Origin of the sequence: Rhodococcus pyridinivorans (genome assembly GCF_900105195.1) — a bacterium.
GTDB classification, from domain to species: domain Bacteria; phylum Actinomycetota; class Actinomycetes; order Mycobacteriales; family Mycobacteriaceae; genus Rhodococcus; species Rhodococcus pyridinivorans.
The window spans coordinates 3,249,086-3,272,132 of sequence record NZ_FNRX01000002.1 but is presented as its reverse complement, the minus strand read 5'-3'; the positions used below and the strand labels follow the sequence as shown (position 1 = coordinate 3,272,132).

General features: G+C 68.9%; 20 protein-coding genes and 6 tRNA genes. 15 read left to right on the top strand and 11 right to left on the bottom strand.

Annotation, left to right across the window (positions count from 1 at the left end; all coding sequences use genetic code 11):
* Positions 1–44: 44 nt before the first annotated feature.
* Entirely contained in the window at positions 45–620 is a 576-nt protein-coding gene (locus BLV31_RS15505; protein ID WP_064060816.1) for a DUF3000 domain-containing protein, read from the bottom strand.
* A 169-nt stretch (positions 621–789) separates the two neighbouring features.
* Here BLV31_RS15505 and hemE point away from each other — a divergent pair, with 169 nt between their 5' ends.
* The 4 genes from hemE to BLV31_RS15485 are packed head-to-tail and all read left to right on the top strand — an operon-like array spanning position 790 to position 6,284.
* Positions 790–1,887: a uroporphyrinogen decarboxylase gene (gene hemE, locus BLV31_RS15500; protein WP_064060811.1), complete on the top strand. Its 1,098-nt coding sequence runs from the start codon at positions 790–792 to the stop codon at positions 1,885–1,887.
* A complete protein-coding gene (locus BLV31_RS15495; RefSeq protein ID WP_019289226.1) occupies positions 1,884–3,242 on the top strand; it encodes a protoporphyrinogen oxidase in 1,359 nt (452 codons plus the stop codon). The genes hemE and BLV31_RS15495 overlap by 4 nt, the downstream gene beginning before the upstream one ends.
* A gap of 5 nt (positions 3,243–3,247) precedes the next feature.
* Positions 3,248–3,943, top strand: a complete 696-nt coding sequence (gene hemQ, locus BLV31_RS15490) for a hydrogen peroxide-dependent heme synthase (RefSeq protein ID WP_024100734.1) — start codon at positions 3,248–3,250, stop codon at positions 3,941–3,943.
* 55 nt (positions 3,944–3,998) lie between these two features.
* Positions 3,999–6,284 carry a molybdopterin-dependent oxidoreductase gene (locus tag BLV31_RS15485; protein ID WP_064060817.1) on the top strand — a complete coding sequence of 762 codons (2,286 nt, stop codon included), beginning with the start codon at positions 3,999–4,001 and terminating at the stop codon, positions 6,282–6,284.
* Between the two features lie 4 nt (positions 6,285–6,288).
* Here BLV31_RS15485 and BLV31_RS15480 read toward each other — a convergent pair whose 3' ends face one another.
* A complete protein-coding gene (locus BLV31_RS15480; protein ID WP_006551368.1) occupies positions 6,289–7,257 on the bottom strand; it encodes an L-lactate dehydrogenase in 969 nt (322 codons plus the stop codon).
* A gap of 174 nt (positions 7,258–7,431) precedes the next feature.
* On the opposite strand from BLV31_RS15480, the gene BLV31_RS15475 reads away from it, so the two are divergent.
* A complete protein-coding gene (locus BLV31_RS15475) occupies positions 7,432–8,157 on the top strand; it encodes an HAD family hydrolase (RefSeq protein WP_019289229.1) in 726 nt (241 codons plus the stop codon).
* On the opposite strand, the gene msrB is transcribed toward BLV31_RS15475, so the two are convergent.
* The 3 genes from msrB to BLV31_RS15460 form a co-directional block, all read right to left on the bottom strand.
* The gene (gene msrB / locus BLV31_RS15470; RefSeq protein ID WP_037216658.1) at positions 8,120–8,548 is read right to left on the bottom strand and encodes a peptide-methionine (R)-S-oxide reductase MsrB; all 429 of its coding nucleotides are present in this window, start codon (positions 8,546–8,548) and stop codon (positions 8,120–8,122) included. The genes BLV31_RS15475 and msrB overlap by 38 nt on opposite strands.
* Positions 8,549–8,604: 56 nt before the next feature.
* Positions 8,605–9,840: a glycosyltransferase family 87 protein gene (locus BLV31_RS15465; protein WP_230809471.1), complete on the bottom strand. Its 1,236-nt coding sequence runs from the start codon at positions 9,838–9,840 to the stop codon at positions 8,605–8,607.
* A gap of 63 nt (positions 9,841–9,903) precedes the next feature.
* A complete protein-coding gene (locus BLV31_RS15460) occupies positions 9,904–11,463 on the bottom strand; it encodes an alpha/beta fold hydrolase (protein WP_024100738.1) in 1,560 nt (519 codons plus the stop codon).
* Between the two features lie 165 nt (positions 11,464–11,628).
* Here BLV31_RS15460 and zapE point away from each other — a divergent pair, with 165 nt between their 5' ends.
* Complete coding sequence (gene zapE / locus BLV31_RS15455) at positions 11,629–12,642, top strand: cell division protein ZapE (RefSeq protein WP_006551373.1); 1,014 nt, start codon at positions 11,629–11,631, stop codon at positions 12,640–12,642.
* 52 nt (positions 12,643–12,694) lie between these two features.
* On the opposite strand, the gene BLV31_RS15450 is transcribed toward zapE, so the two are convergent.
* Positions 12,695–13,264, bottom strand: coding sequence for a GNAT family N-acetyltransferase (locus BLV31_RS15450; protein WP_006551374.1), 570 nt, complete (start codon positions 13,262–13,264; stop codon positions 12,695–12,697).
* A 400-nt stretch (positions 13,265–13,664) separates the two neighbouring features.
* Here BLV31_RS15450 and BLV31_RS15445 point away from each other — a divergent pair, with 400 nt between their 5' ends.
* Positions 13,665–14,159: a 2-isopropylmalate synthase gene (locus BLV31_RS15445; protein WP_006551375.1), complete on the top strand. Its 495-nt coding sequence runs from the start codon at positions 13,665–13,667 to the stop codon at positions 14,157–14,159.
* Positions 14,160–14,316: 157 nt separating this feature from the next.
* Here the strand turns inward: BLV31_RS15445 and BLV31_RS15440 are convergent.
* The 5 genes from BLV31_RS15440 to BLV31_RS15420 all read right to left on the bottom strand — a co-directional run bounded on the left by BLV31_RS15440 (position 14,317) and on the right by BLV31_RS15420 (position 14,779).
* Positions 14,317–14,388: transfer RNA gene (locus BLV31_RS15440), tRNA-Val, on the bottom strand.
* 20 nt (positions 14,389–14,408) lie between these two features.
* A tRNA-Gly gene (locus BLV31_RS15435) sits at positions 14,409–14,484 on the bottom strand.
* A gap of 50 nt (positions 14,485–14,534) precedes the next feature.
* A tRNA-Val gene (locus tag BLV31_RS15430) sits at positions 14,535–14,609 on the bottom strand.
* A 1-nt stretch (position 14,610) separates the two neighbouring features.
* A tRNA-Cys gene (locus BLV31_RS15425) sits at positions 14,611–14,681 on the bottom strand.
* Positions 14,682–14,706: 25 nt separating this feature from the next.
* Positions 14,707–14,779: transfer RNA gene (locus BLV31_RS15420), tRNA-Gly, on the bottom strand.
* A gap of 433 nt (positions 14,780–15,212) precedes the next feature.
* Here BLV31_RS15420 and BLV31_RS15415 point away from each other — a divergent pair.
* The 8 genes from BLV31_RS15415 (at position 15,213) to BLV31_RS15380 (ending at position 22,904) form a co-directional block, all read left to right on the top strand.
* Positions 15,213–15,284 (top strand) — tRNA-Val (locus tag BLV31_RS15415).
* Positions 15,285–15,522: 238 nt separating this feature from the next.
* Positions 15,523–16,173, top strand: a complete 651-nt coding sequence (locus tag BLV31_RS15410; protein WP_006551376.1) for a DUF742 domain-containing protein — start codon at positions 15,523–15,525, stop codon at positions 16,171–16,173.
* A gap of 142 nt (positions 16,174–16,315) precedes the next feature.
* A complete protein-coding gene (thrS, locus tag BLV31_RS15405) occupies positions 16,316–18,394 on the top strand; it encodes a threonine--tRNA ligase (RefSeq protein ID WP_006551377.1) in 2,079 nt (692 codons plus the stop codon).
* A gap of 59 nt (positions 18,395–18,453) precedes the next feature.
* The gene (locus tag BLV31_RS15400; protein ID WP_051121556.1) at positions 18,454–18,975 is read left to right on the top strand and encodes an ATP adenylyltransferase; all 522 of its coding nucleotides are present in this window, start codon (positions 18,454–18,456) and stop codon (positions 18,973–18,975) included.
* A 151-nt stretch (positions 18,976–19,126) separates the two neighbouring features.
* Positions 19,127–19,798: a phosphatidylinositol phosphate synthase gene (pgsA, locus tag BLV31_RS15395; RefSeq protein ID WP_006551379.1), complete on the top strand. Its 672-nt coding sequence runs from the start codon at positions 19,127–19,129 to the stop codon at positions 19,796–19,798.
* Positions 19,795–20,697 carry a phosphatidylinositol mannoside acyltransferase gene (locus tag BLV31_RS15390; RefSeq protein ID WP_006551380.1) on the top strand — a complete coding sequence of 301 codons (903 nt, stop codon included), beginning with the start codon at positions 19,795–19,797 and terminating at the stop codon, positions 20,695–20,697. Before pgsA ends, BLV31_RS15390 begins: the two co-directional genes overlap by 4 nt.
* A complete protein-coding gene (locus BLV31_RS15385; protein ID WP_024100742.1) occupies positions 20,698–21,825 on the top strand; it encodes a glycosyltransferase family 4 protein in 1,128 nt (375 codons plus the stop codon).
* On the top strand, positions 21,822–22,904 hold the full coding sequence (locus tag BLV31_RS15380; RefSeq protein WP_064060271.1) for an NUDIX hydrolase: 1,083 nt from the start codon (positions 21,822–21,824) through the stop codon (positions 22,902–22,904). The genes BLV31_RS15385 and BLV31_RS15380 overlap by 4 nt, the downstream gene beginning before the upstream one ends.
* The last annotated feature ends 143 nt before the right edge of the window (positions 22,905–23,047 follow it).

Genomic DNA, 23,047 nt, shown 5'->3' with positions numbered 1-23,047 from the left:
AGAGTAGAACAGGTTCTAGAAATCCGGTCGGATTGCAGCGGTTTTCACCGCTGGAGTCGCGCAACCCCCGCCGGAGGCAGACCCGCGGCATATGCGAGGACGTCACAGAACGCCTCCACGTGCAGGGTCAGCATGTCGGACTGCGGAGTCCACGACGCGCGCAGTTCCAGTTGGTGGGCGCGTCCCGGGCCCGCGATGTCCCCGAACCGCACGGAGGTCGTCGCCGTCACCGTGCCGCCCAGCGCCGTGAGCGGTTCACCGTGCGCGGCGAGGGCGTCGACGAGCCAACTCCACGCGACCTCCGGCAGCAGCGAGTCCGCTGCCAGGCTCTCGTCGACGTCGGCCTGGATGTACGAGACGAGCCGGGTGGTCCCGTGCCACGCCTCGTCGCCGTCGGGGTCGTAGAGCAGGATGAGACGGCCGAACGCGTCGCCCTCCGACTGCTCGGTCACCCCCTCCGTCTCGTCGTGCAGGACCTCGGCGCCCAGTGCATAGCTGTAGGGAGCGAGCCGTTGCGGGGGTCGGATCGGCCCGACCTCGATCTCCGGGCGCACGGTAGCCGCGTTCATCGCATCGACTGCGGAACGGAAGCGGGCCGGCTCGGCGGGCGAGGTGGTCACCGAGCGGAGGTTAGTGCCGGTGACGCACCGCACGCGGGAGGCGCGCCGATTCCGGTGGGCGGCGCGGTCGTGGCAGCATGGGCAGCGGGTCCGCGCCACACGTCTCGGTCCGGGACCCGACAGACGCTGCCCTGCGCGACGGCGCGCAGTGCCCGAAGAACGAGGATCGATGACCGGCTTGGAGAACACGAACGTCGGCTCTGCGGTGCCCGCGGAGTACCCCGCGCGAAGGATCCTGCCGCATGCGCCCCTGCTGGCGGCCGCGCGCGGTGAGCGGCCCGTCCACCGGCCCGTGTGGTTCATGCGTCAGGCCGGCCGCTCCCTGCCCGAGTACCGGGAGATCCGGGCCGGCGTCGGCATGCTCGAATCGTGCTTCGACCCCGAGCTCGTCTGCGAGATCACGATGCAGCCGGTGCGGCGGCACAAGGTCGACGCTGCCATCCTGTTCTCCGACATCGTCGTCCCGCTCAAGGCGGCAGGTATCGACCTCGACATCGTCGCCGGGACGGGCCCGGTCGTCGCGAACCCCGTCCGTACCGCCGCCGATGTCGCCGCGCTGCCGTCCCTCGAGGCCGAGGAGGTCGGGGCGGTCGCCCGCGCGGTCGGTCTGCTGACCCGCGAACTCGGCGACACCCCGCTCATCGGCTTCGCGGGGGCGCCCTTCACCTTGGCGTCCTATCTCGTCGAGGGCGGACCCAGCCGCAACCACGAGCACACCAAGGCGCTCATGCACGCCGACCCGAAGACCTGGCACGCGCTCCTCGGCAAGCTCACCGATGTCGCTATCGGCTTCCTGCGCGCGCAGATCGGCGCCGGTGTCGACGCCGTCCAGCTCTTCGACTCGTGGGCGGGCGCCCTCTCGCTCGCCGACTACCGCGAGTACGTCCTGCCGCACTCCGAGCGTGTCTTCGCCGAGATCGCCGGTGCGCGGGTGCCGCGCATCCACTTCGGTGTCGGCACCGGTGAGCTCCTCGGCGCCATGGGTGAGGCGGGCGCCGACGTGGTCGGCGTCGACTGGCGCATCCCGCTCGACGTCGCCGCGACCCGCGTCGGCCCCGGCAAGGCCCTGCAGGGCAACCTCGACCCCGCGATTCTGTTCGCGGGCCGGGAGGTCGTCGAACGCGAGGTGCGCCGCATCGTCGCCGAGGCCGACCGTGCTCTCGAGGCCGGCGCCATCGGACACATCTTCAATCTCGGTCACGGCGTGCTGCCCGACACCGATCCCGATGCCATCACCCGAGTGGTCGAGCTGGTGCATTCGCTGTGACCCCGCCGACGGTCGCGGTCGTCGGCGGTGGGATCAGCGGGCTCGTCGCCGCGTATCGGCTGCGTCGTTCGCTCGGCGCCGCCGCCCGCATCGTCGTGCTCGAGCGATCGTCGCGGCTCGGCGGCAAGCTCCGCACGGTCCCGCTCGCGGGTGATCCTGTCGACGTCGGCGCCGAGGCGTTCATCGCACGCCGACCCGAGGTGGTCGCGCTCGTCGAGGAACTCGGCCTGAGCGCCCACATCGTCCACCCCTCGGCTGCCCGTCCGCTCCTGTACGCCGACGCGCGACTGCATCCGCTGCCGGCGGGCACGCTCATGGGCATCCCCGCCTCGGCGCAGGCCGTGGAGGGTCTCGTCGACGACGAGACCCTGGCGCGCATTGCCGCCGAACCCACAGTGCCGTTCCACTGGGACCGGGACTCCGACGTCTCCGTCGCGGATCTCGTCCGATCACGCTTCGGTGAGCAGGTGGTGCAGCGCAGCGTCGACCCGCTGCTCGGTGGGGTGTACTCGGGGCTGTCCGACACCGCGGGTGTCCGTGCCACCGTCCCGACGCTCGCCGCGGCCCTCGACGCCGGCGCGACGAGCCTGAGCGACGCCGTCGCCCGCGCTCTGCCCCCGAAGTCGGACGCCCCGGTCTTCGGGACGCTGCGCGAGGGCTACGGCGTGCTGATCCAAGCCCTCGTCCGTGAGGCCGACGCCGAGTTCCTCTACGGCACAGCCGCATCCGGACTGAAGCGCAGCGGTGGCCGGTGGTCGGTCGATCCGCTCGGCGAGGTCGACGGTGTGGTGCTCGCCGTGCCCGCCCCGGACGCCGCCCGGCTGCTCTCCGACAGTGTCCGATCCGCCGCGCAGTGCGTCGCGCAGATCCCGCTCGCCTCGTCGGTGGTGGTCGCGCTCGCGTTGCCGCACGACGCCGGCCTGCCGCAGAACTCCGGGATCCTCGTCGCGACGGGGGAGGAACTGTCGGCGAAGGCCTTCACGCTGTCGAGCCGCAAGTGGCCGCACCTCGCCGAACGTCCCGTCGCACTCGCGCGCGCGTCGTTCGGACGGTTCGGCGACGACGCGCTCGTCGACGCGTCCGAGGCCGACCTGATTGCGCTGGCCCGCGCGGATCTCGCGACCGTCACCGGAGTCGACGCCGAACCGGTGGCCGCCTTCGTGCAGCGGTGGCACGGCGGGCTGCCGCAGTACCGCGAACACCACGGCGAGATCGTCGCCGCCTTCGAGGCCGAGATCGCAGGGATCGACGGACTCGAGGTCGCCGGCGCGATGCTGCACGGTGTGGGTGTACCCGCATGTGTCGCAACAGGCACGGCTGCAGCCGCACGCCTGACTGCACGAATGGAAGGATGAACGTCATGGCACGTCTCGACTACGACAAGCTCAATTCCACTCTCCGTTACACGATGTGGTCGGTCTTCCAGGTCCGGCCCGGCGTCCTCGGCGACGACCGCGCCGCGGCGATCGAGGACGCGAAAGCGTTCTTCGCCCGCTTCGACGACACCGACGTGATCGTGCGCGGTATCTACGATGTGGCCGGCACCCGCGCGGACGCCGATTTCATGATCTGGACGCACGCCGAGCACATCGAGGATCTGCAGAAGCTGTACGCCGACTTCCGGCGCACCACGATCCTCGGCCGCGCGAGCACCCCGGTCTGGTCGAACACCGCACTGCACCGACCCGCGGAGTTCAACAAGAGCCACCTGCCCGCCTTCATCGCGGGGGAGGAGCCGGGCAACTACGTGTGCGTGTACCCCTTCGTGCGGTCCTACGAGTGGTACCTCCTGCCCGACGAGCAGCGTCGCAAGATGCTCGCCGACCACGGCATGGCGGCCCGCGGCTACCCCGATGTCCGCGCCAACACCGTTCCGGCCTTCGCGCTCGGTGACTACGAGTGGATCCTCGCCTTCGAGGCGCCGGAACTGCACCGCATCGTCGATCTCATGCGCGACCTGCGTGCCACCGACGCGCGCCTGCACGTCCGGGAGGAGACCCCCTTCTTCACCGGACCGCGGGTCGACGTCGAAGCCCTCGTCGCGTCGCTGCCCTGACGTGACCTCGACGAGCGCGGTGCCACCCGAGGGAGAAGGTCGTCTGTTCTCCCAGATGGCGCACTGGGGGATGTTCTCGGCGCAGGCACGCGACGGCGAGGTCGTCGCCGTGCGGCCCTACGCCGGGGACCGCGACCCCTCACCGATCCTGGGGAACATCCCCGGATCGGTGCGGCACCGTGCTCGCATCGCCGGTCCGGCCGTCCGGCGCGGCTGGCTCGAGAACGGACCGGGACCGAGCACACGACGCGGCGACGACGAGTACGTCGCGGTCTCGTGGGACGAACTCACCGAGATCCTCGCGGGCGACCTGCAGCGCGTAAAGGACCGGCACGGCAACCGGGCGATCTTCGGCGGCTCCTACGGCTGGTCCGCCCCGGGCCGGTTCCACCACGCACAGAGCCAGGTGCACCGCTTCCTGAAGATGTTCGGCGGCTACACCCGCTCGGTGCACTCCTACTCGCTCGGCGCGACCGGCGTGATCATGCCGCACGTCGTAGGCACCCACTGGAAACTGTTCGCGCGCTCGACCTCCTGGGAGGTCATCGCCCGCGAGACCGATCTGATGGTGTGCTTCGGCGGGATCCCGCTGAAGAACACCGCCGTCAACGACGGCGGCACGAGCGATCACCCCACCCGCGACGCCCTCGACCGGATGCGGGCCCGCGGCGGACGGATCGTCTCGTTCAGCCCGATCCGCAGCGACGTGCACGGTGAGCACGAGTGGCTCGCGCCCCGGCCGGGCACCGACGTCGCGATCATGCTCGCCCTCGGTTATGTCCTGGCCACCGAGGGTCTGGCCGACCGTGAGTTCCTCGACCGCTACTGCACCGGTTACGACCGCTTCGAGGAGTACCTGCTCGGCCGCACCGACGGCGTCCCGAAGACCCCCGAGTGGGCCGCCGGACTGTCGGGCATCCCGGCCGGAACCCTCGTCGACCTCGCGCGACGCATGGCCCGTGGCCGCACCCTGGTGTCGGTCACATGGTCGCTGCAACGCGTGCGGCACGGCGAGCAGGCGCCCTGGGCGGGCGTGACCCTCGCCGCGATGCTCGGCCAACTCGGCGTTCCCGGGGGCGGTTTCGGCCACGGCTACGGTTCGATGAACGAACCCGGTCTCGCGCCCGTCCCGTATCCGCTGCCCACCCTGTTCCAGGGCAACAACGACGTCGAGGACTTCATCCCCGTCGCCGCGATCTCCGACCTGCTGTTGCGACCGGGGGAGCAGTTCGACTACGACGGCCGTCGCCTGACCTTCCCGGACATCCGGCTCGTGTACTGGGCGGGTGGCAATCCCTTCCACCACCACCAGGACATCGGCCGGCTCCGCCGCGCCCTGCAGCGGCCCGACACGATCGTCGTCCACGACCCGTACTGGACGCCGATGGCCAAGCACGCCGACATCGTCGTGCCGTCGACCACGGCGCTCGAGCGCGACGACCTGACGTGCACGCGCAACGATCCGCTGCTCGTCGCGATGCAGGCTGCCGTCCCACGCTTCGCCGACGCCCGCGACGACTACGACACCTGCACCGCTCTCGCCCACCGCCTCGGCTTCGGCGAGCAGTTCACCGAGGGCCGGACCTCCCGGGAGTGGCTCGAACACCTCTACGAGCAGTGGCGCGGTTTCGTCCTCGCCGACGACCGGCGCACCGAGGACCCGCCGCCCTTCGACGACTTCTGGTACGGCGGACCGGTCCGGATGCGGACCGAGGACGATCTGACCCTCTTCGAGGACTTCCGGTCCGATCCCGCGGCGAACCCGCTGCGGACTCCCAGCGGACTGCTCGAGATCTTCTCCGCCGATATCGACTCGTTCGGCTACGACGACTGCGCCGGGCACCCCACCTGGTACGAACCCGACGAATGGCTCGGCTCCCCGCGGGTCGAACGGTTCCCACTGCACCTGATCGCCAATCAGCCGGCCACGCGCCTGCACGGGCAGCTCGATCACGGCCCGGTGAGCCAGGCGTCGAAGATCCGTGGCCGTGAACCGATCCGGATGCGTCCCGACGACGCTGTCGCGCGAGGTCTGGAAGCCGGCGACATCGTCCGCGTCTTCAACGATCGTGGTTCGTGCCTCGCCGGGGTGGTCCTCGACGACGGTCTGCTGCCGAACGTCGTCCAGCTCGCGACGGGAGCCTGGTACGACCCGCTGGATCCGTCCGATCCCGGATCGATGTGCGTGCACGGGAACGCGAACGTGCTCACCCCCGACGTCGGCACGTCGTCGCTGTCCCACGGATGCACGGGGCAGCACGTGCTCGTCGACGTCGAGCGGTTCGACGGCGAGTTGCCGCCCATCCGGGCCTACGATCCGCCGGTCGTCCGGCAGCGCTGAGCGGTCACAGGCCGAGTGACGACTGGACCTCACGCAGGGTGGCCGCGGAGGCGGCCAGCCCCGCTTCCTCCTCCGACGACAACGGCACATCGAGCACGGTGTGCGCGCCGCGCGCGTCGACGACGGTGGGAAGCGAGAGGCAGACGTCCTGCAGGCCGTGCCGCCCGGTTTGCAGCGTCGACACCGCGAGCACCCGGCGCTGGTTCCGCAGCACGGCCTCCACGATGCGGGCACTCGACAGTCCGATCGCGAGATTCGTGGCGCCCTTGCCGCGGATGATCTCGTAGGCGCTGCGCACGACCTCCTCGAAGAGTTCGGCGCGGGTGTCCGGTCCGAAGACGGGTCGTCCGTCGACGGCGAAGGACTCCACCGGCACGCCGCCGATCGTCGCACTCGACCACAGGGCGACCTCCGAGTCGCCGTGTTCCCCCACGACGAACGCGTGAACGTTCTCGACCGCGACGTCGGCGCGGTGGGCGAGCAGATACCGCAGCCGGCCGGAATCGAGCACCGTGCCCGACCCGAAGATCCGGCCGTCCGAGACGCCGGTCGCCGCGATCGCGGCGCGGGTGACGATGTCGACCGGATTACTGACGAAGACGATCACTGCATCGGGGGAGACGGACAGCAGGCCGGGAGTCAGGTCCCGTGTCAGGGCGACGTTCGCCGCCGCGAGATCCAGACGTGACTGGCCGGGATGCTGCTTGGCCCCCGCGGTCACGACGATCAGATCGGAACCGGCGGTGACCGCGATGTCGTCGCTGCCCTCGATCCGGCACGACGGCGCGAACTGCGTGCCGTGGTTCAGGTCCAGGACCTCCGCGCGCACCTTCGCGGAGTTCGTGTCGAACAGCGCGATCGCGTCTGCCGAACCCCTGAGTAGACATGCATACGCCACCGCGGTACCGACGCTCCCGGCGCCGACGACGGACAGCTTCGTGTGTCGCCGGATTCTCGTACCCGTCTCAGCCATGCGAGACATTGTGGCAAGCCGGCCCCTCGGTCGGTAGCCTCGCGCCACATGACTCGGTCCGCATCGGGACATTCCCTGCGAGCGGCCGGCCCGCCGCGATGGCGGCGATGCGACTGCTCGAGGAGATCTAGCCGAGCCGACCTGCCACTGTCGCTCAGCCGTTAGCCTCGGGACATGGCCGAGACCCCCTTCGATGCCGTCCTGTTCGACTTCTCCGGCACCCTGTTCCGGCTCGAGGAGGACGAGAGCTGGCTCGCGGACGTCACCGACCACGAGGGCAGACCCTTCGACGTGCACCGGCAGGCCGAACTCATGCGGCGGCTGACGCAACCCGTCGGGCAGCCCGTCGAGATGGACGCCGACGAGCACCACGCGTGGACCAACCGCGACCGCGAACCGCGCTGGCACCGCGAGGCCTACCTGACGGTGCTGCGCAGATCGGGCGTGGCCGATCCCGAACAGGCACAGGCGCTCTACGAGAAGGTGACCGACCCCGACTGCTGGACCGTCTATCCCGACACCGTCCCCGTCATCGAGGCGCTCGCTGGAGACGGGATCGCCGTCGGCGTGGTGAGCAACATCGCCTTCGACCTGCGGCCGGCCTTCGCGCGGCTCGGTATCGACGACCTCGTGTCGGTGTTCGCGCTGTCCTTCGAGGTGGGCGCCGTCAAGCCCGAACCGGAGATCTTCCGCCACGCCGTCGACAGACTCGGTGTCGACCCGCGACGGACGCTGATGATCGGCGACAGCGAGAAGGCGGACGGTGCCGCCCGGTCGATCGGATGCGCGTTCGAACTCGTCGAACCGACACCGACCACCGAGCGGCACGACGCACTGTGGACCGCGCTGGCCGCGGCCGGGATCACTCCGACCGAACCAGGCGCAGGGAGATCGAGTTGATGCAGTACCGCTTGTCGGTGGGCGTCGGGTAACCCTCGCCCTCGAAGACGTGCCCGAGATGGCTGTGGCACGTCGCGCACACCACCTCGATGCGCCGCATGCCCAGCGAGTTGTCCTCGCGCAGGATCACGGCGTCGGAGTCGGCGGGGTCGAAGAACGACGGCCACCCGCAGTGGGAGTGGAACTTCTCGGTGCTGCGGAACAGTTCGGCACCGCACGCGCGGCATTCGTAGATGCCCGCGGTCTCGGTGTCGGTGTACTCGCCGACGAAGGGACGCTCGGTGCCGGCCTGACGCAACACGGCGAATTCGGCGGGAGTGAGCTTCGCGCGCCATTCCTCGTCGGTGTGGACGACCTTGGGTGCGGGTTCGGATCGAGGAGCAGACGTCATGATCTCCACGCTAACCGCGCTCGGCGCGCGCGTCACGTCTGCACCGGCACGGACGATCACGTCCGTGCGGGCTGCTTCTCCTCGAGCAGGTGCGACGGTTCGATGCCGTCCGCCAGGCGCCCTTCGCGCTTCGCGACGAGGTAACGGTCGAGCAGGACGGCGAAGACGACGATGAGCAGCAGCGACCAGCCGAAGGTTGTCTTCATGTACTCCGCCGCGCGCCCGGCCTCCACCCACCGGTTCGACAGCCACGAGTCGTAGCTCAGGAAGCCGTAGACGGCGAGCCAGGCGGGCCAGTTCCGCATCACGGAGTTCGGCAGCAGCACCGTCATCAGCAGAGGGAACAGCATCATCGAGTAGTACATCTGGCCGAGCGATCCGAGCAGGAACGAAGCCGCGAGCAACACACCGCCGGCGGTGCACACGAAGAACACCTCGTCGTGGCGGCAGTAGCGGTAGAGCAACCACACCGACACCGCGACCATCACCGCGAGCACCGCCCGCAGACCGAAGATCAGCCAGGCCGGGAGCCCGTAGTACATGCCGTTGCCGACGATCGCGCTGTTGAAGTAGTCGCGGGACTCGAGCAGGTACGGCACGGTGTGCTCGACGAACTGCCACGCGTCGACCGACAGGGGCCACGCGATGATCGTCAGCGCGATCGGGACACCCGCGGCGGTGATGAAGACCTTCCACTGTCCGCGCACGAGCGGGAGCAACAGCAGGGGAGCGAGGATCGGTTTGACGGCGAAGGTCAGGCCGAGCGCAGCCCCCGCCCACAGATCACGTCGTTTGAGCAGCAGCGTCAGGAACGCGATCTCGCCGAGCAGGACGAGACCGTTGATGTTCGTGAAGACGAGCGTGTTCGTCACCGTCTCGGACGCGAACGCGGCGAAGACCAGCACCGGCGCGATCGGCGAATCGAGTCGCAGACCGAACATGCGCAGCAACAGGTAGAGCGCGACGAGGATCGCGATCGCATTGGCGAGGATGAACAACCACCGCGACCGCTCGGGGTCGATCACCGCGATCGGGGCGATCAACAACGTGCCGGAAGGCGGATAGAGGTAGTGGGGATCGACCCACTGGAACTCGGCGGTGTACACCGGCCGGCGGTTGAGGAAGGCCAGCGCGGCGTTGTAGACCGGGGTGAAGTCGTCCGTCCGGAACCCGTTGACCGCTTTGATTACGACCCGGTGCAGAACCGTCAGTATGGCAAGGGGCCACACCACAGCCTTGACCACCTCGGCGGTCGTGCGTGCGGTCCGGGGTTCGAGACTTCTGAGGAACACTACGGCACGGTACACCGCGGGCCTGCGGACCCGTGCACACGCCCTGCCTCCGACCGGGGAACGTCACGCGGGGCACAGGCTCCCGTTGGGTGGAAGTTCTCCGTCGGACAGATAGGTCTCCACCCGGGCCTGCACGCATCCCGAGTGCAGGACCGCCGAGTAACCGGCACCCTGCCACGACAGTGACGCCCAGGCGATACCGCCTGCGGTGAGCACACCGGTCACCGACTCCACGCCGGCATTGCCCACGACCGGGTCCGCGGCCCCCGAGGAGACGAGCACGGGCACGTCGAGCGCCGCCGGCAGCGGCGGGGGAGGCAGGCTCGGCCACGCCGCACATGCCGTCAGGCCCGTCGCCAGATCCGCGCCGTACAGCGGATAGAGGGTGGACCAACTCCGGGCGAGATCGCCCGCGTGGGTCGGGGTCGGCCAGCGCTGTCCGTCGCTGCACCGGGCGACGAACTGACCGTCCGTCGAGAGCCTCTCCTCGGCCACACCGACCAGTTCGATGAGCGGCATGACATCGCCGTCCTGCGCGGCTGCGAGGACGTCCGCCACCTCACGGACGCGGGCCTGCAGATCGGCGCGCGGCGTGCCGAGGACACCCGTCAGCGCCGTGAGGAAAGAATTGGCCGAGACCGGCGCGAGTTCACCCTCGGTGGCCTGCTCGTGCAGATCCTCGATCGCCGCGCGCGGATCGTCGCCCAGGGCGCAGTCGAGGGCGGTGCACTGCCGGGCGAAGGCATCGACGGCGGCCTCCGCGCCGCGGGCCTGCGACTCGGCCATGAGTTCGGCGTCGGCGGTGGCCGCGGCGGGGGAGTCGAGGACGAGACGGCCGACCGCGCCCGGATAGGCGGCGGCGTAGGCGAGCGCGACCGTCGCACCGTTCCCCACCCCGAGGAGACCGATCCGGTCCACGCCCCATGCCTGCCGGAGGCGTTCGATGTCGTCGGCGGCGTGTGATGCGCCGAACATCAGCTGCTGCGGCTGCAGGTAGTCGGTGCACGAGACGGTCGCCTGACGACCCAGATCGGCGACGCGTTCGGGTGCATCGCCGGTGCGGCCGAATTGTCCGAGATCGCCGAGACCGCGACGATCAGCAGGAAAGATGCAGTCGATCGCGAGCGAGTTGCCGATCCCGCGCCGATCCACCGCGACGATCGGACGCATCGCCAGTGCACCCGACATCGCGCCGGTCGCCATGGCGGTCAGTGCGCGCGTCGACGCGACGTCGGCGCCGGTCGTGAGAACCAGCGGCGCCACGTCGGTGGGGGTGTCGGGCAGTCGTGCGCGCATGACTGCCAGCGGGAAGGTGCCCGTCACGGTGCCGGCCGCATCGATCGGGGCGACGACCTCCGCGCACTCGAGAACGAGGCCCTGGGCACCCGGCGGTGCGTCGAACGAGGAGAGCGTCTCGTCCGTGCAGTTCCGCCACGCCGGTTCGGCCGACGGCACCGGAAGTTCGGGTACCTCGGTCTCGTCCTGCGGGGTCCCGTCGACGGCGACACCGGGATCGTCGCGCACCACGGCGACGTCGGGACGTATCGACGGTCCTGCTCCGCACGCGGTCGACGCCGCGGCAACCGTGATCAACATCGCGGCGATCACTCCCGATCTGCGCATGCGCACAGCCTGCCAGGTTCACCGGCGGCCGCGCGCAACCGGTGGTCGAGCGGCCGATCCGAAGTGTCCTCCCGGTGCATGACGCCGAGGTGAACGCCGTGTGAAGTAGGTCGCATTCCGGATTCGAGTGAGGATCCGAGCATGATGCGGTCGTACCCTGGGCTGATGCACGAACGTCTCGTCGACCGCAATCCGGTGGTGCCTGCAGACCAGTTGGTGGCGCAGATGGTGCCCCCCGCGATGTTCGACGAGGTGAGCTTCGAGTCGTACATTCCGGATCCGAACGAGCCGAGCCAGGCGGCCGCGGTGACGACCGCTGCGGAGTTCGTCGGCAAGATCGGGAAGATCCGCGGCGGCAAGCGCGGCCTGTTCGGCCGCCGCTCCCAGCCGCAGGGGGCCGGCCTCTACCTCGACGGCGGCTTCGGCGTGGGCAAGACCCACCTGCTCGCCTCGATCTTCCACAGCGCACCCGCGCCCAAGGCCTTCGGCACGTTCGTCGAGCTCACCCACGTCGTCGGCGCCCTCGGATTCAACAAGGCCGTCGAGGAGCTGTCGAACCACAGCGTGCTGTGCATCGACGAGTTCGAACTCGACGATCCGGGCGACACCATGCTCGTCTCGCGCCTGCTGACCGAACTGTCGGCCCGCGGCGTCTCGATCGTCGCGACCTCCAACACGCTCCCCGGCCAGCTGGGTGAGGGACGGTTCGCGGCACAGGACTTCCTGCGCGAGATCAAGAAGCTCGCGTCGATCTTCGAGACCATCCGCGTCGACGGCCCCGACTACCGTCACCGCGACCTGCCGCCTGCACCCGATCCGGTCGACTCGGCAGAGCTCACCGAGCGCGCCGACGCGATCCCGGGTGCGACGCTCGACGACTTCGACGAGCTGTGCGCGCACCTGAGCACGCTGCACCCGTCCCGTTACGGCAAGCTCGTCGAGGGTGTCCCCGCCGTCTTCCTCGAGGGTGTGCACCCGGCGAAGGACCAGTCGGTGGCCCTACGTCTGGTGGTCCTCGCCGACCGCATGTACGACGCGAGCATCCCCGTGACGGTCTCCGGCGCCAAGCTCGACGAGATCTTCACGCCCGAGATGCTCGCGGGCGGCTACCGCAAGAAGTACCTGCGCGCGACGTCCCGTCTGCTGGCGCTGTCCCGATTCGAGGTTGCCGCGGGCTGATCGGATACCCGGCGCTCATGCGCGCCGGGTCGACCTTCACCCCATCACCGGCTCACCGGCCGGCATCCCTTCGGAGGGTGCGCTGCATGACGAAATCGTCGTGCGTCTGCGCCCCCACGACGAACGTGCGCGTGCCCACCACCTCGAAGCCCTGCTTCTCGTAGAAGCGCCGGGCGCGGGTGTTCTCCTGGTTGACGCCGAGCCACAGGCCCACACGCCCGAGTGTGTGGGCCCGCGCGACGATCGCATCCATGAGCGCCGCAGAGATTCCGGAACCGTGATGGCCCGGCATCACGTACAGCTTGCTGATCTCGATCGCCGGCCGCGCCGTGATCATCGCGTCGATCGCCGGATCCTCGGGAGCGGCGTCCACTGCCATCAGATAACCGACGATCTCCTCACCCGCGCGCGCCTCGAGAACGATGCGTTCGGGGGAGGACAGGTACTCGGCGAACTTCTCCGCGCTGAGGGTGCGCTCGATGAAGTCGGCGATGTCGTCCTCGGCGGCGTCCTGAGGGCAGGCGAGCGGGAAGGTCGCGGCGGCGACCTGAGCGATTGCCTCGGCGTCCCAGATGCCCGCCTCGTCGACGGAGACTGCTTCTTCGAGTGGTGGCATGGACATGCACCCCAGTGAAGCACTCGGACGGGACAATACGGCAGGTGCCCCGCGTGTCGATGCGAGACGGAGACACGAGCCCGGACGCGAGACGGAGAAGGGTCCGGATATGGCTGAACCCCAGCCTTGGATGGGGGGTCATGGCTGGGGTTCGACACCATCGGGGGGATGGCAACATCCACGCTACATGAGGGATCCCTCAGGTTCCAGCGACCGTGGTCACGGTTGCGTCACACGGTCCCGTGGATGCGACTTGCACGAAATGTCGGTGCGTTGTACCGTCGCGGCTATGAAGCGCGTACTCGTAGTTCACCGCCGTAGCGGGGTCTGATTCGGACCGACCCCTCGCTGCGGGTCGTTGAGCTACGCGTCGGTCCTTCCTTCTCGTGGAAGACCACTACGAACGATGAACGCCTTCACCTCCTTCTCGGGTTTCGCTCCGATGTTCCCCTCTGGCACCCCTGATGCCGATCCGTTCTTCGCCCGCTACGGACGCGGCCTTCCTCGGGGATTGCGCGAGGAAGCCTCCGGCATGAGTTGGACGGAGTTCGAATCCACCTACGGTGCGCAGCACGGCCCGGTCCGCCTCGGTGGCTGGACCGCGACGGCCCTGGGTGCGGGACGCAGCGCCTTCGAGGCGACGATCGCGATCGGCGACACGATCCATACGGCATCCGCCACGACCTGCGGACCGATCGCCGCGATGACCGCGATGCTGTACGACCTCGGGCTGAACATCGAGATCCTGTCGTTCCACCGCCACGACCTCGGTGAGATGTCCGCGACCTTCCTGCTGTGCCGCTCCGGCGAGCGCACGACCTGGGTGATGGGCACGGGCGAGACCGGCAACGAGTCGTCGCTGCGGGCGATGATCGCGGGGATCAACACGCTCGGCGCGTGACGCGCCGGTCCGGTGCGGGGGAATACCTCCGCACCGGATCACCCGTTGCCGGATTCTCACCGGGTGGCCCGGACGATCGGCGGTCTCCACGAACGAATGCGTCTCCACGAACGAATGAAGGCTCCCTTCGAAATTCGAAGGGAGCCTTCATCTTCTGTGCGCGATACTGGGATTGAACCAGTGACCTCTTCCGTGTCAGGGAAGCGCTCTCCCGCTGAGCTAATCGCGCCGGCATGGTGATCGCCGGAATGGAGCGGATGACGGGATTCGAACCCGCGACCCTCACCTTGGCAAGGTGATGCGCTACCAGCTGCGCTACATCCGCATGTGCACGTTCTTTCGGTGAACCGGCTCGGCCCACGTGCTGGTCGAACCTGGTGCGCGATACTGGGATTGAACCAGTGACCTCTTCCGTGTCAGGGAAGCGCTCTCCCGCTGAGCTAATCGCGCGAGGTGGAGACGGGAATCGAACCCGTGTGCACGGCTTTGCAGGCCGTTGCCTCACCACTCGGCCACTCCACCGTAAAAGGTCGAGTCCAACCTCTCGAGCGGATGACGGGATTCGAACCCGCGACCCTCACCTTGGCAAGGTGATGCGCTACCAGCTGCGCTACATCCGCATTCGCACCGTTCGGCGTCGTGCTCTCCGTGGTGCGGTTCAAAACAGTAGCCGAGCATCTACGAAACGCACAAATCCGCAGGTCAACGGCAGAAAACCGGCAGATTTCGCGAAGGTGACGGGCTGATGACCCCTGCGGGAGGCGACGAATAGGGCTTCGGAGGCCGAGCCCGCGTCCCCCGCTCGTGTCGCTCCGGCCGACACTTGCGTTCCCCGGTCCTCCCGAGTTGAGGGCCGTCCACGTCCCGGGGCTCCGGGTGCGCCTTCTCGTCTCTACGAGCACGGTCTCCTGCCCGCTCGCGTACGCGCGCGAGAGGCGCCACCCGAACGCGCTGCACGGAACATCCGCGTCGAAACGCTGGGACCAGGCGATTCGTCTTCATGGCGGGAGCGTGTTAGTGTTCCATCTCGTTCGAGCCGCTGCGGAGCGGCCCGGTCCCGTGGCTCAGTGGAAGAGCGTCCCGTTCACACCGGGGAGGTCGCTGGTTCGATCCCAGCCGGGACCACTGAGATCGGCAGTGACGAAAGGCACCCCCGCAGGGGTGCCTTTTTTCGTACCTTGATGAAATCGTTGAGCGTGCGTGGCGCCCGGTCGGGTGGTCGCCCGCGAGCGCTTGTTTCCTTCGAACCGCAACGGCCCCCTCGGGCCCGACCACGCGTGTCGTGTGGGCACAGCTGTGGTGCTTGTGGCCGAAGTGCGCGTAGTGATGGCAGGATCGTGGTCGTCGAGGAGGGCACGTCCGGATGAGCGTTGCGGACAGCGAATGGCCGGTCGTGGGGGCGACCGGAGCGAGATTCGGATCCGGTCGGTCCCGTCGACGTCGGCGGCCGGCGGATCACGCCGTGCCGGTACGGAATCACCGCGAGCCGGGCCCCGTCGTGGACGAGGTCACGGCAGCCGAGATGTACCGTCCCGCAGCGCAGCCGGTCGACACAGCGCAGCCGGTCGACAGAGCGTTGTCGGTCGACAGAGCGTTGTCGGGCGGTGCAGCGCAGCCGGCCGGCCGGAATGCGGGCACCGGGACCAGTGTGGGAATCGAGGACATGAACCAGTCAGAGACGTCGTCGTTCGTGCGCCCGTTCGTGCGGAGCGGGGGACGCACCCGAGCCGAGGTGGAGCTGCCTCTCGAAGTGCTCGTGTCGGCCGTCCCCTCCGCGATGGGCAGTGAGTCCGGTCCGGCGATGGACGAGCATCGCCTCGTGCTGGCGTTGTGCGCCCAGCCGAGATCGATCATGGAGATCGCGGCCCTCGCGCAGATCCCGCTCGGTGTCGCGCGCGTGCTCGTCGGGGATCTCGCGGCGACCGGCGAGATCACCGTGCACCGCACGGCCGACAAGGTGGGACCGAACGTCGAACTGCTCGAACGGGTGCTGACGGGTCTCAACCACCTCTGAGTTTCTCCGCTCGGCTCCCTGTGTTCGCTGCCCGGGCGGATGTCGATAGCATGATGAAGTTGCCGTGTGCTCGCGATCGTCGACCGCAGCACGCGTCCGGCGACGACCACGTATCAGGCATCGAGCCGAGGAGTCCGTCACAGTGACCACGCCCGCATCCGCGAAACCAGCCACGATCGTCCGGGTGCCCGCGGGGACCACTGCGGGCGCGGCGGTCCGTGACGCGGGTCTGCCCACCAAGGGACCCGAGACGATCGTGGTCGTCCGCGACTCGGAAGGCACGCTGCACGATCTTTCGTGGACGCCGGAATCGGACGTCGAGGTCGAGGCCGTCGGCGCCGACACCGAGGACGGTCGCAGCGTCATCCGCCACTCGGCCGCCCACGTGCTCGCACAGGCCGTGCAGCAGGAGTTCCCGGAGGCGAAGCTCGGCATCGGCCCGCCCATCCGCGACGGCTTCTACTACGACTTCCAGGTCGAGCGTCCCTTCACGCCCGAAGATCTCGCGAAGCTCGAGAAGCGGATGAAGAAGATCGTCAAGGATGCCCAGCGCTTCTCGCGTCGCGTCGTCGACAGCCTCGAGGACGCCCGCGAGGAATTGAAGGACGAACCGTTCAAACTCGAACTCATCGACGACAAGGCAGGAAGCAGTGACTTCGAGCCGGACCCCGAGGTGATGGAGGTCGGCGGCAAGGAACTGACCATCTACGACAACCTCAACCCCCGCACGGGTGAGCTCGTCTGGAAGGACCTGTGCCGCGGCCCGCACGTGCCCACCACCAAGTTCATCCCGGCGTTCAAGCTCACGCGCAGTTCCGCGGCCTACTGGCGCGGCGACCAGGACAACGCCGGCCTGCAGCGCATCTACGGCACGGCCTGGGAGTCCACCGAGGCGCTCGACGCGCACCTCGAACTCCTCGCCGAGGCCGAGCGCCGCGACCACCGCAAGCTCGGCACCGAACTCGACCTGTTCTCGTTTCCCGACGAGCTCGGCTCGGGACTGCCGGTCTTCCATCCGAAGGGCGGCATCATCCGCCAGGAGATGGAGAACTACTCGCGTCAGCGGCACGTCGAGGCCGGCTACGAGTTCGTGTACTCGCCGCACATCACCAAGGGCCACCTCTACGAGGTCTCCGGTCACCTCGACTGGTACCGCGACGGCATGTTCCCGGCGATGCACATCGACGAGGAGCTCAACGAGGACGGCACGGTTCGCAAGCCGGGTCAGGACTACTACCTCAAGCCGATGAACTGCCCGATGCACGACCTGATCTTCCGTTCGCGAGGCCGCTCGTACCGCGAGCTGCCGCTTCGCATGTTCGAGTTCGGATCCGTCTACCGCTACGAGAAGTCCGGTGTGATCCACGGGCTCACCCGTGTGCGCGGCATGACGCAGGACGACGCGCACATCTTCTGCACCCCGGAGCAGATGCGCGACGAGCTCACCAGCGTCCTGAAGTTCATCCTCGACCTGCTGAAGGATTACGGGCTCGACGACTACTACCTCGAACTGTCGACGAAGAATCCCAAGAAGTTCGTCGGCAGCGACGAGCTGTGGGACGTCGCGACCGACACCCTGCGCGAGGTCGCCGAGGCCTCGGGTCTGCACCTCGTCCCCGATCCGGGCGGTGCGGCCTTCTACGGTCCGAAAATCTCGGTGCAGGTCAAGGACGCCCTGGGCCGCAGCTGGCAGATGTCGACGATCCAGCTCGACTTCAATCTGCCGGAGCGATTCGAGCTCGAGTACACCGGCACCGACGGGGCGAAACACCGGCCCGTCATGATCCACCGGGCGCTCTTCGGGTCGATCGAGAGGTTCTTCGGCGTGCTCACCGAGCACTACGCCGGTGCCTTCCCGGCGTGGCTCTCGCCCGTCCAGGTCGTGGGCATTCCTGTGGCCGCGGACTTCGAGGACCACTTGTTCGACGTCGTGGGCAAGCTGAAGGCTCAGGGGATCCGGGCCGAGGTCGACGTCTCCGACGACCGTATGCAGAAGAAGATCCGCACCCACACCACGCAGAAGGTGCCGTTCATGCTGCTCGCCGGTGAGCGCGACGTCGCGGCGGGCGCGGTCAGTTTCCGTTTCCGCGACGGCACGCAGGTCAACGGCGTGCCGGTCGACGAGGCCGTGCGGATCGTGACCGAATGGGTCCGTCGCCGCGAGAACGCCTCGCCCACCGCCGAGCTCGTCGGTTCCGGTGGGGAAGGCAGCCCGTCGTGACGGGCGATCGCATTCCGGGGCCGGCCGACATCCCCGCGACCGACGACAGTCCCGCGTCGATGGTCGATCGCGGTGTGGGGGAGTCCGACCACCTGCAGCGCCTGTGGTCGCCGCACCGGATGTCGTACATCACCGAGTCCCCGCGAGGTCGCGACGAGCCGTACGAACCCTTTACCGATATCCCGAAGATGTCCGACGAGGAAGGTCTCGTCGTCGCTCGCGGCGAAACGGTGTACGCGGTGCTCAACCTGTACCCGTACAACCCGGGGCACCTGATGGTCGTACCGTATCGCCGGGTGGCCAACCTCGAGGACCTGACGCCCGAGGAGAGCGCCGAACTCATGCAGTTCGCGCAGCGGGCGCTCCGCGTCATCAAGCGCGTCTCGCGTCCGCACGGCTTCAACGTCGGCCTCAACCTCGGTGCCGCGGCGGGAGGCTCGCTGGCCGAGCATCTCCACCTGCACGTCGTGCCGCGCTGGGGCGGCGACGCCAACTTCATCACCGTCCTCGGTGGGTCGAAGGTCATGGTGCAGTTGCTGCGCGACACCCGTGCACTGCTCGCCTCGGCATGGGACGAGTGACAGCCTTCCCCGAGTCGTCGCGATCGCATCGTACGGCCGTGGTGCCGTTCGCGTGTCGATCCGCTGCGGGCCGACTGCGCATTCCCGGCCCTACTCGTGGCAGGATCGGATTCCGGACACAACGGTCGGACAGGAAGACAGGGGTCGCGGGATGCTGAGCTTCTTCGGGCGTGCGTCGGTGTCGAAGGTCACCGCGCCGCTCGGCAAGGCGCTGATCCGTACCGGCCTGACTCCGGACGCCGTCACAGTCGTCGGCACCGTCGCCACGATCGCCGCCGCCGTGACCCTGTTCCCCATGGGACACCTGTTCTGGGGTGCGATGGTCATCTGGCTGTTCGTCATGTTCGACATGCTCGACGGAGCCATGGCCCGGGCCCGCGGTGGCGGAACGCGCTTCGGCGCGGTTCTCGACGCGACCTGCGACCGGGTCGCCGACGGAGCGATCTTCGCCGGTCTCGCGTGGTGGGCCGTCTACCACGAGCAGAGCCGTCCGCTGTTCGTCGCCACCCTGCTCTGTCTGGTGACCTCGCAGGTCATCTCGTACGCGAAGGCGCGGGCCGAAGCGAGTGGACTGTCCGCCGACGGCGGTCTGATCGAACGACCCGACCGGCTCGTGATCGTGCTCGTCGGCGCCGGTCTCACCGGCCTCGGACTCGACTGGGCGATCCACATCGCCATGTGGCTGCTCGTCGTCGGATCGGTGATCACCGTCTTCCAGCGGGTGCTCGCCGTCCGCAACTCCGCGGGTGCGCGCGAACTGCTTCCCATCACGCCCCCGGCCGGGGGGACGACGGAGACCCGGGACGACGGGGGAGCACAGTGAGTGTCGGCGAGAAGGCGTCCGATCTCGCGTACGCGGGTGGCTGGCGCCTGGTCCGGGCACTGCCCGACGGCGTCGCGCGACGGTTGTTCGACGCCGGCGCCGACCATGCGGCGCGCCGTGGCGGCGGACCGCAGCAACTGCGCCGCAACCTCGCGCGGGTGCTCGGGGTGCAGCCGCACGAGGTGCCCGACGATCTGATCCGCCGGTCGGTCCGGTCCTACGCGCGCTACTGGCGCGAGGCGTTCCGCCTGCCATCGATGGATCTCGACGCGACCGCGAAGTCGATCGATTCGTCCATCGAGGGCCGTGAGCACATCGAGGCGGCGCTCGCCGCCGGTCGCGGCGCGATCCTGGCGCTGCCCCACAGTGGGAACTGGGATCTCGCCGGCGTGTGGTGCGTCCGCTACTTCGGCGGATTGACCACGGTCGCCGAGCGCCTGCGTCCGGAGTCCCTCTACCGCCGTTTCGTGGACTACCGCGAGGGTCTCGGTTTCGAGATCTTCCCCTCGAGCGGCGGGGAGACGCCGCCGTTCGGGGAGCTTGCCGCGCGGTTGCGCGACAACCGGATCGTGTGCCTGCTCGGCGAACGCGACCTCGCCCGCAAGGGAGTGCCGGTCACCTTCTTCGGCGAACCCACCCGCATGCCCGCCGGACCGGCGAAACTGGCCATCGACACCGGTGCGGCACTGTTGCCGGTGCACTGCTGGTTCACCGAGGACGGCTGGGGGTTCCGCGTGGATCCGGAGCTCGACGTGAGTGTCGGGATCGACGCTGCCACACAGGCCCTCGCCGACCGGTTCGCCGCCAACATCGCCGCCCACCCCGAGGACTGGCACATGCTGCAGCCGTTGTGGCTCGACGACTTGTCGGAGGCTCGCCGCGCCCGGATGGAGGCGTAGGTGAGGATCGGGATGGTCTGCCCGTACTCCTTCGACGTTCCCGGTGGAGTACAGGCACACGTCGTGGATCTCGCGGAGGTCCTCATCGGCCGCGGGCACGAGGTGAGTGTGCTGGCACCCGCGTCGGAGACGACGCCCCTGCCCGACTTCGTCGTCTCCGCCGGTCGCGCCGTCGCGATCCCGTACAACGGGTCCGTCGCGCGCCTGAGTTTCGGTCCGGTCTCCTATGCCCGGGTCCGCCGGTGGATCAACGACAACGATTTCGACGTCCTCCACATCCACGAACCGAACGCGCCGAGCCTGTCGATGCTCGCGCTCAAGGTGGCGGAAGGACCGATCGTCGCGACCTTCCACACGTCGACGACGAAATCGCTGGTGCTCAGCACCTTCCAGGGTGTCCTGCAGCCCTATCTCGAGAAGATCAGCGGCCGGATCGCGGTGTCCGAGCTGGCCCGGCGGTGGCAGGTCACCTCTCTCGGTGCCGATGCGGTCGAGATCCCCAACGGTGTGGACGTGCCGTTCTTCCGGCACGCCCCGCTGCTGCCGGGCTACCCGCGAGCGGGCCGCACGGTGCTCTTCCTCGGCCGGTACGACGAACCCCGCAAGGGCATGGAGATCCTGCTCGGCGCGTTGCCGGCGCTCGTCGCCCGACATCCCGACATCGAGATCCTCGTGGTCGGGCGCGGTGACGAGGACCGCTTGCGGAAGGAAGCGGGACGCTACTTCCGGCACTTGCGGCTGCTCGGGCAGGTCGACGACGACGAGAAGGCGTCCGCGATGCGCAGCGCCGACGTGTACTGCGCGCCGAACCTCGGTGGTGAGAGCTTCGGCATCGTGCTCGTCGAGGCCATGGCCGCGGGGACGGCGGTCGTCGCCTCCCAGCTCGACGCCTTCCGCCGGGTACTGCGCGACGGGCAGGCCGGGGTCCTCGTCCCGGTCGCCGATGCCGATGCGCTCGCGCGTGGACTCCTCGAGGTCCTCGACGACGACGACCGCCGGCAGGCATTGGTCGACTTCGGATCCACGGTGGTCGAAGCGTACGACTGGCCGGTGGTCGCAGATCAGATCCTGCGGGTCTACGAGACCGTCACCGTCGGTGCCGGCCCGGTGCGGGAGGTCCGGTCGTGACCGTCAGCGCGGTGACGATCCTCGTCCTGTCGCTGATCGCCGCCGTGGTCGTGGCGATCAGTGTGTGGGCCTATTCCACCGCCAACCGACTCGACCGCCTCCATGTGCGCTCGGATCTGTCCTGGCAGGCACTCGATGCGGCCCTGGCGCGTCGCGCGGCGGTCGTGCGGAGCATCGTGGCGTCGATCCCGGTCCCGGAGGGACGCACACTCGCCCTGCTCGCCGATACTGCCGAACGTGCGGACCGCGCCCGGCGCGAGGAGGCCGAGAACGCGTTGTCGGCCTCCTTGGCACGGCTCGAGACCGGCCGGCTGCGCCCCCAACTCGTGGCCGAGCTCGCCGACGCGGAGGCGCGGGTGCTCATCGCCCGTCGTTTCCACAACGACGCGGTGCGCGACACCCTGGCGTTGCGCACCCGACGGCCGGTCCGCTGGTTGCACCTCGGGGGAACCGCGCCGCTGCCCACCTATTTCGAGATTGCCGAGCGGGCGGGTGCGGTCGCCACCGCGCCTCCGGCCGTTCCCGGCACGTCCCCTTCCTCAGGAGCGGCCCCTGCTCCCGCTTCGCGGACCACCCCGGTGCCGGATCGGGCACGCACGTCGGCTCGCGTCGTCGTGCTCGACGAGGACGGCCGGGTCCTGCTGCTGCGCGGACACGACCCCGCGGTGCCCGAGCGGCACTTCTGGTTCACGATCGGTGGCGCCGTCGAGCCCGGCGAGGACCTGGCGACGGCCGCGCTCCGGGAGCTCGCCGAGGAGACCGGTCTGCGGGTCGAGCGCGACCTCCTGTGCGGGCCGATGTGGCGGCGCGTGGCCGTCTTCCCGTTCAACGGTGAGGTCCTGCACTCGGAGGAGCTGTTCTTCTCGGTGCGGGTGCCGTCCTTCGAACCCGCTGCAGACGGCTTCACCGATCTCGAACGGAGCATGCGCCTCGACCATCGCTGGTTCGACGACGACGAACTGCAGGCGCTGGTGCGGTCCGGGAACCCGGTCTACCCGCACGATCTGCCCGAGCTCCTCGATGAGGCGAGGCAGGTTGCGACGCGGCGGCTGGAGCCCGAGATCCGCGCGATCCGGTGAAATTTTGAACCCTTTCGGTCCGGCCGCAGGGCCTCTCACGTAGAGATCCAGTTCGCGAAACTGGACGGTTCCTTTGGGGAATGCGCGGGATCTTCAGTGCCCGTCCGAGGAGTGGACCGGTGTGCGGCAGTCCAGTTGTTCCG